Below are 13,378 nucleotides of genomic sequence, written 5' to 3'. Positions count from 1 at the left end.
CCGCCTGGAGGGACGCCGCATGAGCCACCCCGTCGACTACCCCGTCTGCCTCCGCCTGGAGGGACGCCGCGTCCTCCTCGTGGGAGGCGGCACCATCGCCGAGGGCCGTGCCCTCGCCGCGCTCGAGGCCGGTGCCCGGCTGCGCGTCGTCGCCCCCGAGGCCACCGCCACCCTGCGCACCCTGGCCACCGAGGGCCGCATCGAATGGCTCGCCCGCCCCTATGCCTCCGGCGACGTGCGCGGGCATGACCTCGTCCTCGCCGCCGCGGACGACGCGAGCGTGGGCCCTCGCGTGGCACAGGAGGCGCGTGCGCTCGGCATCTGGGTGAACACGGCGGACGTGCCGGAGCTGTGCGACTTCACGCTGCCCTCCGTCGGACGCCGAGGCCCCATCACCGTGGCCATCTCCACCGCCGGCCAGGCGCCCGCCGTGGCCCGGGTGCTGCGCCGTGAGCTGACGGCGCGGGTGGCACCGCACCACGTGTGGCTGGCGCGGCTCAGCGGATGGCTGCGCCGCCGCCTGCCCGCGGGCGTGGAGCGCCAGCGGCTCTTGAAGGGGCTGGTGGAGGGAGACGTCGGCGCGCTGCTGGCACGAGGCGAGCGAAAGGCCGCGGGAGTCCAGCTCCGCGCGGCGCTGAAGACCTTGAAGTCATCGGGAGAAGCGACATGAGAGAGCAGGTTCAGGGACGCGTGTACCTGGTGGGAGCAGGCCCGGGAGACCCGGAGCTGCTCACGCTGCGCGCGGCACGGTTGCTGAGAGAAGCGGACACCGTGGTGCACGACAGGCTCGTGCACCCCGCCGTGCTGGAGCACGCGCGCCCCCACGCCCGCCTCATCTACGTGGGCAAGGAGGGCGGCGGCGAGTCCGTGCGGCAGGAGGACATCCACTCCGTGCTCATCGCCCAGGCCCGGCTGGGCCGTCAGGTGGTGCGCCTCAAGGGCGGAGACCCGTTCGTCTTCGGGCGCGGCGCGGAAGAAGCGCTCGCGCTGGAGGAGGCCGGCATTCCCTACGAGGTGGTGCCCGGCCTGTCCGCGGGCATCGCCGCGACGGCCTCGGCGGCCATCCCCGTCACCCACCGGGGCGTGTCCGGCGAGGTGACGTTCGCCACCGCGCACCGCGCGGGCGGCGCGCCGGACTGGGACTTCCTCGCGCGGGCCCAGACGTTGGTGCTCTTCATGGCCGGAGACCGACTGGAGGAGACGGTGCGCGCACTGGTGACAGCGGGCCGCGCCGCTGCGACGCCCGCCGCCATCGTGGAGGCGGGCACGTGGGAGCACCAGCGGGTGGTGGAGGCCACGCTGGGCAACATCGCACTCGAGGCGCGACGGGCGGCCATCGGCTCCCCGGCGCTGCTCGTGGTGGGCGAGGTGGTGGCGCTGCGCTCCCAACTGCCGTCGCTGGTGGCACGCGGTTCAACGATGAATGGGCACGCCGTGCCCCTGAAGGCGGAGGGTGGCCATGAGTGAGAACACGCTGGCGAGGACCACGCACCTGGCGGAGCTGGAAGCCGAGAGCATCCACATCCTGCGAGAAACGGTGGCCGAGTTCGCCAACCCGGTGATGCTCTACAGCATCGGCAAGGACTCGCAGGTGCTGCTGCACCTGGCGCGCAAGGCCTTCCACCCCGCGCCCCTGCCCTTCCCGCTCCTCCACGTGGACACCACCTGGAAGTTCCGGGACATGTACACCTTCCGCGACGCCTTCGTGGCGCGGCACGGGCTGAAGCTGCTGGTGCACCAGAACCGCCGCGCGCTCGCCGAGGGCATCAACCCCTTCGACCACGGCAGCCAGAAGTACACCCACGCCATGAAGACGCAGGCGCTGCTGGAGGCGCTGGCGCAGCACGGCTTCGACGCGGCCTTCGGCGGCGCGCGCCGCGACGAGGAGAAGTCCCGCGCGAAGGAGCGCGTGTTCTCCTTCCGCGACAGGCACGGCCAGTGGGACCCGCGCCGGCAGCGGCCGGAGTTGTGGAACCTCTACAACGGCCGCGTGGACGCCGGGGAGAGCATGCGCGTCTTCCCCCTCTCCAACTGGACCGAGCTGGACGTGTGGCACTACGTGCTGCGCGAGCGGATTCCCGTGGTGCCGCTCTACTTCGCCGCCGAGCGCCCCGTCATCGACCGCAACGGCACGCTGCTGATGGTGGACGACGAGCGCATGCGCCTGCGTCCAGGCGAGAAGCCCACGCTGCGGCGGGTTCGCTTCCGCACGCTCGGCTGCTACCCGCTGAGCGGCGCCATCGAATCCTCCGCCACCACGGTGGAGGCCGTCATCCACGAGATGGTCAACGCCCGCCAGTCCGAGCGCCAGGGCCGTCTCATCGACCACGACGAAGAGGGCTCCATGGAGCTCAAGAAGCGCGAGGGCTACTTCTAATGGATACCGCACTGCAGACACCTCCCCAGCCCGACGTGCAGCGGCTCCTCGACGAGCACTCCAGCCGCGAGCTGCTGCGGCTCGTCGTCGTGGGCTCCGTGGACGACGGGAAGTCCACGCTCATCGGCCGGCTCCTCTACGAGTGCGACGGCCTCTTCGAGGACCAGATTTCCGCCGTGAAGAAGGCCAGCGCGAAGCGCGCCGCCGCCCGCACCGAGGTACCGACGGAGGTGCTCGCCCAGGGCCTCAAGGTCGCGGCCGGCGCCGAGGAGGAGGAGCTCGACTTCTCCCTCTTCACCGACGGCCTGAAGGCCGAGCGCGAGCAGGGCATCACCATCGACGTGGCCTACCGCTACCTGTCCACGGGGAAGCGCAAGGTCATCATCGCGGACACGCCGGGGCACATCCAGTACACGCGCAACATGGCCACCGGCGCCTCCACGGCGGACGCGGCGGTCATCCTGGTGGACGCGCGCCTGGGCGTGCTGCCGCAGACGCGCCGGCACGCGTACATCGCCTCGCTGCTGGGCATCCCCTACCTGGCCGTCGCGGTGAACAAGATGGACCTGGTGGGCTTCGACCGCGCCACCTTCGAGCGCATCGGCCAGGAGCTGGCGGACTTCGCGTACACGCTCGGCTTCGAGGGCGTGCGCCTCTTCCCCGTCAGCGCGAGTCGTGGCGACAACATCACCCGCGCCAGCGCGCGCACGCCGTGGCACGAGGGCGGCACGCTGCTCGGGTGGCTGGAGTCGCTGCCCCACCAGCGCCGGCTCGACAACGCCGCATTCCGCTTCCCCGTCCAGTACGTGCTCCGTCCGCACCAGGACTACCGCGGGCTTGCGGGCCAGGTGGCCTCCGGCACCGTGCGCGTGGGTGACGAGGTGCAGGTGCTCCCCTCCGGGCGCCGCACGCGCGTGGCCGGCATCGACACCTTCGACGGGCCGCTGGAGGAGGCGTCCGCGCCCGCCTCCGTGACGCTGCGGCTGGCGGACGAGGTGGACGCCAGCCGGGGTGACATGTTGTCCCACGTGGACGAGCCGCCGCTCGCGCTCCACCAGCTCGACGCGATGCTGGTGTGGTTCGGGGAGCAGCCGCTGGACCTCTCGCGCCGCTACCTGGTGAAGCAGGCCACCCGCACCGCGCCCGCGCAGGTGGAGCGCATCCTGTGGCGCAAGGAACTGGAGGACCTGTCCGAGGTGCCCGCGGAGTCGCTGTCCCTCAACGACATCGGCAAGGTGCGGCTGGTGTGCCGCCGGCCGCTGCTGGCCGACCCCTACCGCGACAACCGGCGCACCGGCGCCTTCATCATCATCGATGCCCTCACGCACGACACGGTGGGCGCGGGCATGGTGCTGGGGGCGGCGGACTCGGGGGCTCGCGGCGCGGTGGAGGCGTCCCTCGTCTCCGCGGCCGAGCGTCGCGCGCGGCTGGGGCAGCCCGGGGCCATCGTGCTGCTGCCGTCCTCGCCGGAGGCCGCGTCGCGCGCCTTCGAGCTGGAGCGGAGCCTGTTCGACCAGGGCCGTCACGTGGTCACCGTCGCGGGGGACGTGGAGGTGGCCCTCGCGCTGGCCGGCGCGGGGCTGGTGGCGCTGGTGCACACCGAGGCACCCCAGACGCGGCGCGTCCTCCGCGCGGAGGCTCGCGACTCGGGCGTGGCGTGGCTGGAGCTGGATGCGGCCGAGGACTCGAAGCAGCAGGTGGAGCGCGTCCTCGCGCTCGGGGAGAACGTGAAGTGAGTCCGTCGACAGGAGGGGCCTCGCGCCCCGTGGCGCCGCCCTTCGTCACCACGCTGCTGGGTGACGAGAAGGGCGCGCTGCTGCTCAAGCTGGTTGAGGGGCTGGATGCGGCGTCCCTGCACTGGCTGAGCGGCTATGCGGCGGGACTGGCCTCGCGGCCCGGCTCCGCTCCGGTCTCCGTGGCGGCGCCCGTGTCCGCCACGCCCGCGGTTGCTCCGGCGGTGCCGCTCACCATCGTCTACGGGACGCAGACGGGAAACAGCCGGCTGCTGGCGGAGCGACTCAAGCACCAGGTGGAGTCCTCCGGACTGCCTGCGCGCCTCTTCCGCGCCAGCGACTACCCCGTGCGGGAGCTGGCGAAGGAGAAGCTGCTCTGCGTGGTCATCAGCACGCAGGGGGATGGAGACCCGCCGGACGACTCGCGCGGCTTCTGCGAGCACGTGCTGGGCAAGCGGGCCCCCAGGCTGGAGGGGCTTCGCTTCGCGGTGCTGGGGCTGGGTGACTCCAGCTACCCGAAGTTCTGCGAGGTGGGCCGCGCGCTCGACGCGCGCTTCACGGAGCTGGGCGCCACCCGGCTGCTGGAGCGCGCCGACTGCGACGTGGACTTCGAGCCCGTGGCCACGGGCTGGCTCGACCAGGCCTTTGCCCGGGCACGCGAGGCGCTGGAGCCCCAGGCGCCCTCCATCGCGGCCGTCGTCCTTCTGCGAGGGGCGACGGCTCCCGCGCCGACGTTCAGCAAGGAGGCGCCCTTCGCCGCCGAGGTGCTGGTCAACCAGCGCATCACCGGACGGGGCGCGCTCAAGGACGTGCGGCACGTGGAGGTGTCGCTCGAAGGCTCCGGCCTGGAGTACGCGCCGGGCGACGCGCTCGGCGTGTGGCCGCACAACCCTCCCGAGCTGGTGGACGCCTTCCTGTCCGAGCTGAAGCTGGACGGGGGCACGGAGGTGAAGCGGGACGGGCGCACGCTGCCGCTGGTGAAGTGGCTGGGCGAGGAGCTGGAGCTGACGAAGCTCAACCGGCCCTTCCTGGAGCGCCACGCCGCGCTGGCGGGCAGCGCGGAGCTGAAGCGGCTGCTGGAGCCATCAGGCGCGGAGGCCTTCCGCGCGCTGCTGGCGAGCCACCAGGTCATCGACCTGCTGCGCACGCACCGGGCGCCGTGGGGCGCGGCGGAGCTCGTCGCGGCGCTGCGCAAGCTGGCGCCCCGGCTGTACTCGATTGCATCCAGCCCGAAGCGCGTGGGCGCCGAGGCGCACCTGACGGTGTCGGTGGTGGACTACACGGCCTTCGGCACGCGGCACCTCGGCGCCGCGTCGTCCTACCTCGCCGCGCGGTCGGCAGGGGTGGATGGGGTCCGCGTCTTCATCGAGCCCAACGAGCGCTTCCGCCTGCCGGAGGATGGGGACAAGGACGTGCTGATGATTGGCCCCGGCACGGGTGTGGCGCCCTTCCGCGCCTTCGTGCAGGAGCGCGCGGAGGTGGGGGCCCGGGGCCGCAACTGGCTCTTCTTCGGCGAGCAGCACTTCCGCACGCAGTTCCTCTACCAGGTGGAGTGGCAGGAGGCCCTGAAGAAGAAGACGCTGCACCGGCTGTCCCTCGCCTTCTCCAGAGACCGCGCGGAGAAGGTCTACGTGCAGCACCGCCTGCGCGAGGCCGGACGCGATGTCTATGAGTGGCTGGACGGCGGCGCGCACCTCTACGTCTGCGGTGACGCCCAGCGCATGGCCCCGGACGTCCACGCCGCGCTGCTGGACATCGTCTCCACCCACGGCGGGAAGAGCCGTGAGGACGCGGAGGCCTGGCTCCAGGGCCTGCGCGAGCAGCGGCGCTACCTGCGCGACGTCTACTGACCTTCTACCCATGAGCACGATGACATGAGTCACCCGTCCAAGCCTCTGTCCGAGGTGGAGCACATCAAGACGCAGAGCCGCCTGCTTCGCGGCACGCTGGCGGAGAGCCTGGTGGACCCGGTGACGGGCAGCATCGCCACGCCGGACACCAGCCTCATCAAGTTCCACGGCAGCTACCAGCAGGACGACAGGGATATCCGTGAGGAGCGCCGGCAGCAGAAGCTGGAGCCGGCCTACAGCTTGATGCTCCGCACGCGCCTGCCCGGCGGCGTGTGCACGCCGGCCCAGTGGCTGGCCATGGACGCACTGGCCCGGGAGTTCGCCAACCACACGCTGCGCATCACCACGCGGCAGGCGTTCCAGCTCCACGGCGTCATCAAGGACGACCTCAAGCCCACCATCGCCCGCATCAACCAGGCGTTGATGGACACGCTGGCCGCCTGCGGCGACGTGAATCGCAACGTGCTGTGCAACCCGAACCCGGTGGACTCGCGCGTCCACGAGACGGTGTACCAGTGGGCGGTGCGCATCTCCGAGCACCTGCTGCCGAAGACGCGCGCCTACTACGAGGTCTGGCTGGACGCGGAGAAGGTGGCCGGCGGAGAGGACGAGCCCATCTACGGCGCCACCTACCTGCCCCGGAAGTTCAAGACCGCCGTCGCGGTGCCGCCCCTCAACGACGTGGACGTCTTCGCTCAGGACCTGGGCTTCATCGCCATCCTCGAAGGCGGCGAGCTGGCCGGCTTCAACGTCTCCGTGGGCGGCGGAATGGGCGCCACCCACGGTGACGCGGCCACGTATCCGCGGCTGGCGGACGTGGTCGGCTTCATCCCTCCAGAGAAGACGCTCGCCGTCGCGGAGGAGGTGGTGAAGATTCACCGCGACTTCGGGGACCGCGGCAACCGCAAGCACGCGCGGCTCAAGTACGTCCTGGAGGAGCGCGGGGTGGCGTGGTTCACGTCAGAACTGGAGCGGCGGCTTGGCTTCGCGCTGCAGCCCGCTCGCCCGTTCGCCTTCGAGCACAACGGGGACCGCTTCGGCTGGGTGGAGGGACATGACGGGAAGTGGCACCTGACGCTGCACCTGGACAGCGGCCGCGTGGCGGACCGCCCCGGAGCGGAGCACCTCACCGGCCTGCGGGAGCTTGCCCGCTTCCACCAGGGCGACTTCCGGCTCACCGCGAACCAGAACCTCGTCATCGCGAACGTGAGCGCCGAGGCGAAGGAGGCCGTCGACGCGCTGGTGGCCCGGTATGGGTTGGACGGCTTCCGGAGCGCCAGCCCCCTGCGCAGGAATGCGCTGGCGTGCGTGGCGCTGCCCACCTGCGGCCTGGCCATGGCCGAGGCGGAGCGCTACCTGCCCGCGTTCGTGGAGAGATTGGAGGCGCGGCTGGTGGCGCATGGCCTGCGGGACGCCAACCTCCTGCTGCGCATCACCGGCTGCCCGAATGGCTGCGCGCGGCCCTACCTCGCGGAGGTGGGACTCGTGGGCAAGGCGCCGGGCCGCTACAACCTCCACCTCGGGGGCGACGCTCGCGGCCAGCGGCTGAACCGGCTGTACAGGGAGAACATCGACGAGGACGGCATCCTCGGTGCGCTGGAGCCGCTGTTCGCGGAGTACGCGCGCGAGCGGAAGCCGGGCGAGGGCTTCGGTGACTTCGTGGTGCGTGCGGGCCATGTGTCGGCGGCACCCTCAAAGGTGACGCCCGGCGCCGCGGCCTGAGCCTCACCTCCGTGACGGTGGGAGGCAGGCCTGCGGCAGGGCCGACAGCGCCTCCCCCGTCACGGTGTCGTCCAACACCTCCGCGAGGACACTCCGGGCACGACGCGTGCCCGCCTCCGACCTTCAATCCAGGGCCTCGCCGTCCGCCCGGCCTTGACTGGCGCCGCCTCGCACCGCCGTGAGCAGCAGGTCGTACTTCCCGCCGAGGAAGGTGCGGAAGCCGTGCTGGTGCAGGTAGCGCCGGTAGAAGGAGAGGTCCTTCACCAGCAGCGACAGGTCCGGCTCGCGCAGGTTGCGCACGCGCGCGCCGTAGACCACCTCTCCGTCCCGGAAGCGTGAGTTGGGGAAGCCGAGCAGGAGCGTGGCCCTCGGCTCCAGGTGCTGCTGCACCAGCCGGCGCAGCAGCGCGTGGTCGTCCACACCGGGGCTCTGCAACGTGCCCACCGACACCACGAGGCTGAAGCGGCCCAGGTCCTCGGGCAGCGCGTTGAGGTCCGCGAGGACGAAGCGGTGGCGTGGGTCGGGGAAGCGGGCGCGCGCCTCTTCGAGCGCGCTGGCGCCGTGGTCCACGCCGACGAAGCTGACGTCCGGTGCGCCTTCGAGCCACGCGAAGGCCGCGAGCTCGTCGCCCCGATTCACCCCGAGGTCGAGCACCCTCGCGCCCGGGGGCAGGTGGATGCGCCCGAGCGCCTCCAGCCACGGCAGGAGGAAGCCCGCGTCCTCCAGCTTGCGCACCCGTGCGAACTCGGACCCCGTCCCGTACCGCTCCCGGGGCTCGAGCGATTCTTCGGCCTCCTCACCTCCCGCGTGCCACGACGCTTCGGAGCCGAGCCGCTCGAAGGTGAGCGCCACGTGCGTGCCGTCCACCGGGCGAGGCGTGAGCAGCCGGCACGAGAGCCCGTCGGCCAGGTCGCACCAGCTTCGCAGCGGCCGGTGGATGAGCCCCTCCCCCGGCCCCACGCGCTCCCCCGGATAGCACCCACGGCCCAGGTCCGGGTCGGGGACCTCGATGCGGACGCTCCCCGCCCCGAGAGCCCCTCGCAGATGACGGACGATGACGATGAGCGGCTCGTCGTGGAAGCGGCGGGGGAACTCGGCGGGGCTCGACATGGCGCCCCCAGCCTACCGCCCGGACTTCACGCCAGACGCGGGAAGACGCGACTCCTTCCGGGCGGCCAGCGGGCGGAATGAACGTTCCTTCCGGTCAGTGGGCGGCCGGGCGGCCGGGGCTCGGCGCTCACGGCTCGGGCCGAGGCCAGGGGGGGTTGACGCCGAACCCGTCAGGGCCATAAATAACCTTCAGGTTATGAAACCAAAAAGTCATGGACAGTTGACGTCCGCGCGTCTCGACGCGACCTTCGCCGCGCTCGCGGACCCCACGCGGCGGGCCATCCTCGCCCGGCTGTCTTCGGGTGAGGCGTCGGTGGCGGAGCTGGCCGAGCCGTTCGCGATGAGCCAGCCCGCCATCTCCAAGCACCTCAAGGTGCTCGAGCGCGCGGGGTTGATTTCCAGCGGCATCGACGCGCAGCGACGGCCCCGCCGGCTGGAGGCCGCACCGCTCGCGGAGGCCAACGCCTGGCTGGAGAACTACCGCCGGTACTGGGAGGCGAACTTCGAGCGCCTCGATGCCGTGCTGGAGGAACTGAAGACCCTGGAAGCAACAGAGCCCCACAAACGGAGGAAGAAGAAATGACCCCCAGAAACGTAGGGAAGCTGAGTCTCGCGACCGAAGGCGACCGCGACCTGGTGATGACCCGTGTCTTCAACGCACCTCGCAGGCTGGTCTTCGACGCCTGGACCCGGCCCGAGCTGCTCAAGCGCTGGCTCGGAATCCAGAACGGCTGGTCGATGACCGTCTGCGAGGTCGACCTGAAGGTGGGCGGAGACTACCGCTTCGTCTGGAGCCGTCAGGGCGTGAGCGACATGGGAATGCGCGGCGTCTACCGCGAAATCGTCCCCGGCGAGCGCATCGTGAGCACCGAGGTGTTCGACGATGCCTGGTACCCGGGTGAAGCGGTGGGCACCCTCACCTTCGTCGAGCAGGACGGGAAGACCACCGTCACCAGCAAGACGCGCTACGCCTCGAAGGAGGCGCTCGAAGCGGTCCTCAAGACGCCGATGGAGCGCGGCGTGGCGGCGAGCTACGACAAGCTCGAGGAACTGCTGGTCTCACAGGCAGCCGCATAGTGGAGGATGACGGAACGACAACGGCCCGGCCACGTGAGGTGACCGGGCCGCAAGTGCATCGTCCGCCCACCTTGGCACCCAGCGTCTCGAAGGCCGCGCGGGTCAGCGGGCCGTAGTAGCCGGTGCTCTTCACGCCATTCGCCTTCTGGAAATCCTTTGCGGAAGTCAGCGCAAGGACGCCGGGTACTTCGCGGCCCACCACTGGTGGACCGCGCTCAAGTCGTGGAACGCAGCGCTGCGGTGTTCGGGGTGCGCGTCCTTCGCCAGGGCTTCGAGGAGCGGGCCCGCTCGCGCCTGGAGGTGCACCGCGGCCAGCCGCGCGAGTACGGCGAGCAGCCTGGGCGCCGCGCGCGCATGCGAGGGGTGGAGGCGGGGCACCCGCTCGGCCAGCTCGGAGATGGACAGGGGGGCCTGCCGCCACCGCTCCACCTGCTGCATGAGGCTGACGGGCGACGGCGAGGCGAGCCCGGTGATGAACACCTGGAGCAACATCCGCGCGGCGTCATCCGTGAGGGGCGGCCTGGCGCCTTCCACGCTCCACCGGGACATGAGGCCGCGCTCGTAGAGGTCGTTGATGACGGTGGTGAGGCTGGGGAGGCGGAACCCGTGGTGGTCCATGCGCCCGAGGACGGACGCCACCTCGTCCGCGCTGGTGGTGGGGCAGAGCTGCTCCGGAATGTACGGGAAGCTCATAGCCCCCCGCTGCCACGCCCCGAACTGCTGCTGGTCGGACAGGTCCGAGAACAGGCCCAGGAGCGCACCCGTCACCGTGCGTGCCCAGAGGCTTCCGTCTCCCCCGTGCGCGGACAGGCTCACGGCGAAGCGGTGGTGCTTCGGTGTCAGCTCCAGCGCCTTCAGCTCGAAGCAGGTGCCCGTGGAGCGAGCGACGTCGTTCGCCAGGCGCACCCGCTCCAGGAAGCACCTGCGCAGCTCGCGCGAGTCGTCGGGGAGCAGGCGTGACACCTCGGACGGCGCGTCCGTCTCCGCGTCGAAGAAGAAGAGGCTCTCGGCATGCCAGGGGAGGAAGGCGGTGACGTCGCCGCTGGCGATGGGCGTCCCCGGGCCGTGGGGCACCAGCCCCGTCTCGCGCCCCGTGGCGGGGAGCCGGAGCGTGCGGGACGTGCCGTCGCGAAGCTCCAGCCGCTGGAGCGCATCGGCGGCCACCTGGGTGAGCAGCACGTCCTGGGTGGCGAAGGCCGGCATCGTGAGGGCGGGCAGCCCCTTGCGCTCGAAGACGTCGCGGCCGGACACGCGCCACACGGTGGCCGTCCCGTGCACGACGTCGTGGGCGGCGATGCCGAGCGCATCCTCGAAGGGCGTGAGCCGCACGTCCCACGTGGGAGGCACCCACAGCCGGGCCGAGGCCACCACCCGGGGCGCGTCGAAGTCGCGGAAGTCCGCCAGCAGCGCGCGCCCGTCCGCGCCGACGGTGGCCACGAGCCCGGCCCGGCCAGCGCACCGGGGACGGGACCAGAGAGGCGCGTTCCACTCCGCGGACAGCGGCACCGGCTCTTCCTCCGGAAATGGGAGCGGCCGCGAGCCCTCGGGCTCTCCCTTCAGGGTGAGGCGCTCCAGCATCGAGGGAGCGCCGAGGTCCATCACCCGCAGCAGCGTCTCGCCCGAGGCGTCGAGCAACGAGGGCTTGAGCTGGAAGCGGGCGTAGCGACGCTCGCGCTTCAGCGTGTCCACCGCGACGAGGTGGCTGCGGTCGTGGCTGTCGTCCCAGGCGAGCACGAGCCTGCCCGCTCCATCGGTGCTCAGCAGGCCCGCGCTCGACGCGTGGATGTCCAGGTCCGAGACCACCTCGTCGGGCAGGCACCACGACGACAGCGCGAGCCCGTCCAGCACCACCACGTAGTCCAGCCCGTCGACCTTCGAGACGAAGTGCATGACGCTCCCCCATCCACACCGCGAGCGGGTCTGCCCGGCTGCCCTCCAGGCAGAACGGCGGCAGGGCGCATCATGCCCGGCCCCGGGGGCGATGGGCCGATAACAATTGCCGTCACGCTCTGTCTTAAAGCGCGCTCTCCCCCCTTCCGGGCCGTGACGCTCCCGCGTCCGTCGGCTTTCCTGGTCCCCATGAGCACACACATCGTCGACAACCCGTACACCGGCGACGTCGCCGCCTCGGTGGAGCCCACCTCTCCCACCCAGCTGGACGCCGTGCTGGAGCGCGCCCGGAGCGCGTCACGCGCGCTGCGTGCCATGAGCGTGGAGGAGCGCGTGAAGCTGGTGCTGCGCGCCTGCGAGGCGATGGAGAAGCGCGCCGACGCCATCGCCCGCGACATCACCCGACAGATGGGCAAGCCGCTCTCGCAGGCCCGGGGCGAGGTGGGAGGCATGGCGGGACGGCTGCGCCACATGGCGTCGATTGCCGCCGAGTCGCTCGCGGACATCGTCCTGCCGCCCAAGGATGGCTTCGAGCGGAGGATTGCCAAGGAGCCGCTCGGCGTGGTGCTGGATCTACCCGCGTGGAACTACCCGCTGCTCACCGCGGTGAATGCCGTGGCGCCGGCCGTGCTGGCGGGCAACGCCGTGGTGGTGAAGCACTCGCCGCGCACGCCCCTGTGCGGCGAGCACTTCGCCCGCGCCTTCGCCGAGGCGGGCGCGCCCGAGGGCACGGTGCAGGCCATCTTCCTGGACTACGCCGCGACGGAGAAGCTCGTCGGGGACGCTCGGGTGGACCACGTGCTGTTCACCGGCTCGGTGCTCGGCGGGCACAAGATGCAGGCGGCGGCGAAGGACCGGTTCCTGCACATCGGCCTGGAGCTGGGCGGCAATGACCCGGCCTACGTCGCGCCGGACTGCGACTTCGACAAGACGGTGGAGAACATCGTCGACGGCGCCATGTACAACGCCGGCCAGAGCTGCTGCGCGGTGGAGCGCGTGTACGTGCACCAGTCGCTGTACGCGCGCTTCGTGGACGCGGTGGAGCCGCTGGTGCGCGCGTACGTGCTGGGCGACCCGGAGTCCGACACGACGACGCTCGGCCCCATTGCCCAGCCGTGGCACCCGGCGGAGCTGGAGGCGTTCGTCCAGGACGCCACCCGCCGGGGCGCGAAGCTCGTCCGCGGCGGCCGCCCCACGCAGGTGAACGGCAAGGGCCGCTTCTTCGAGCCGACGCTGCTCAAGGACGTGAGCGCCGACGCGAAGGTGATGCGCGAGGAGTCCTTCGGGCCGCTGCTGCCCATCGCCTCCGTCAGCTCCGACGAGGAGGCCCTGGCCCGGATGAACGCGTCCAGCCTGGGGCTCACCGCGAGCGTGTGGACGTCCGACCGCGAGCGCGCGGACCGGATGGCGCGCCAGCTGGAGGCGGGCACCGTCTACATGAACCGCTGCGACTCGCTGGACCCCGCGCTGCCGTGGAGCGGCGTGAAGGACTCCGGGCGCGGGGTGACGCTGAGTGCGCTCGGCTTCGACTCGCTGACACGGCCGAAGTCCCTGCACTACCGGCTGCGGTTCTGACCCGCGGCGCCGGGCCCGCCATCCACGCGGGCCCCTCCGGCGCT

Annotated in this window: 11 protein-coding genes; 9 read left to right on the top strand and 2 right to left on the bottom strand. The window is 71.6% G+C overall.

Annotated elements, in window-relative coordinates:
* Positions 1 to 19: 19 nt before the first annotated feature.
* Genes ACX9TP_RS13200 through cysI form a run of 6 tightly spaced genes read left to right on the top strand, consistent with a single transcriptional unit; the run spans position 20 to position 7,682 of the window.
* Positions 20 to 670, top strand: coding sequence for a precorrin-2 dehydrogenase/sirohydrochlorin ferrochelatase family protein (locus ACX9TP_RS13200; RefSeq protein ID WP_482980069.1), 651 nt, complete (start codon positions 20 to 22; stop codon positions 668 to 670).
* Positions 667 to 1,467, top strand: a complete 801-nt coding sequence (gene cobA / locus ACX9TP_RS13195; RefSeq protein WP_482980068.1) for a uroporphyrinogen-III C-methyltransferase — start codon at positions 667 to 669, stop codon at positions 1,465 to 1,467. The genes ACX9TP_RS13200 and cobA overlap by 4 nt, the downstream gene beginning before the upstream one ends.
* Positions 1,460 to 2,377, top strand: coding sequence for a sulfate adenylyltransferase subunit CysD (gene cysD / locus ACX9TP_RS13190; protein ID WP_482980067.1), 918 nt, complete (start codon positions 1,460 to 1,462; stop codon positions 2,375 to 2,377). Before cobA ends, cysD begins: the two co-directional genes overlap by 8 nt.
* Positions 2,377 to 4,113 (top strand): GTP-binding protein, encoded by a 1,737-nt coding sequence (locus ACX9TP_RS13185; protein ID WP_482980066.1) that lies wholly within the window; start codon positions 2,377 to 2,379, stop codon positions 4,111 to 4,113. Before cysD ends, ACX9TP_RS13185 begins: the two co-directional genes overlap by 1 nt.
* Positions 4,110 to 5,960 (top strand): assimilatory sulfite reductase (NADPH) flavoprotein subunit, encoded by a 1,851-nt coding sequence (locus ACX9TP_RS13180; RefSeq protein ID WP_482980065.1) that lies wholly within the window; start codon positions 4,110 to 4,112, stop codon positions 5,958 to 5,960. Before ACX9TP_RS13185 ends, ACX9TP_RS13180 begins: the two co-directional genes overlap by 4 nt.
* Before the next feature lie 24 nt (positions 5,961 to 5,984).
* A complete protein-coding gene (gene cysI / locus ACX9TP_RS13175; protein ID WP_482980064.1) occupies positions 5,985 to 7,682 on the top strand; it encodes an assimilatory sulfite reductase (NADPH) hemoprotein subunit in 1,698 nt (565 codons plus the stop codon).
* A gap of 123 nt (positions 7,683 to 7,805) precedes the next feature.
* Here cysI and ACX9TP_RS13170 read toward each other — a convergent pair whose 3' ends face one another.
* The gene (locus ACX9TP_RS13170) at positions 7,806 to 8,792 is read right to left on the bottom strand and encodes a class I SAM-dependent methyltransferase (RefSeq protein ID WP_482980063.1); all 987 of its coding nucleotides are present in this window, start codon (positions 8,790 to 8,792) and stop codon (positions 7,806 to 7,808) included.
* A 220-nt stretch (positions 8,793 to 9,012) separates the two neighbouring features.
* Here ACX9TP_RS13170 and ACX9TP_RS13165 point away from each other — a divergent pair, with 220 nt between their 5' ends.
* Together ACX9TP_RS13165 and ACX9TP_RS13160 are read left to right on the top strand one after the other, a co-directional pair.
* On the top strand, positions 9,013 to 9,375 hold the full coding sequence (locus ACX9TP_RS13165) for an ArsR/SmtB family transcription factor (RefSeq protein WP_482980062.1): 363 nt from the start codon (positions 9,013 to 9,015) through the stop codon (positions 9,373 to 9,375).
* Positions 9,372 to 9,869, top strand: a complete 498-nt coding sequence (locus tag ACX9TP_RS13160) for an SRPBCC family protein (protein ID WP_482980061.1) — start codon at positions 9,372 to 9,374, stop codon at positions 9,867 to 9,869. The genes ACX9TP_RS13165 and ACX9TP_RS13160 overlap by 4 nt, the downstream gene beginning before the upstream one ends.
* Before the next feature lie 165 nt (positions 9,870 to 10,034).
* Here ACX9TP_RS13160 and ACX9TP_RS13155 read toward each other — a convergent pair whose 3' ends face one another.
* Positions 10,035 to 11,759 carry a hypothetical protein gene (locus tag ACX9TP_RS13155; protein ID WP_482980060.1) on the bottom strand — a complete coding sequence of 575 codons (1,725 nt, stop codon included), beginning with the start codon at positions 11,757 to 11,759 and terminating at the stop codon, positions 10,035 to 10,037.
* 189 nt (positions 11,760 to 11,948) lie between these two features.
* On the opposite strand from ACX9TP_RS13155, the gene ACX9TP_RS13150 reads away from it, so the two are divergent.
* Entirely contained in the window at positions 11,949 to 13,334 is a 1,386-nt protein-coding gene (locus ACX9TP_RS13150; RefSeq protein WP_482980059.1) for an aldehyde dehydrogenase family protein, read from the top strand.
* Positions 13,335 to 13,378 lie beyond the last annotated feature (44 nt).

It is taken from the genome of Pyxidicoccus sp. M15 (assembly GCF_056858435.1).
Note: the sequence above shows the minus strand (reverse complement) of the source record. Positions and strands in the feature narration are given on the sequence as shown.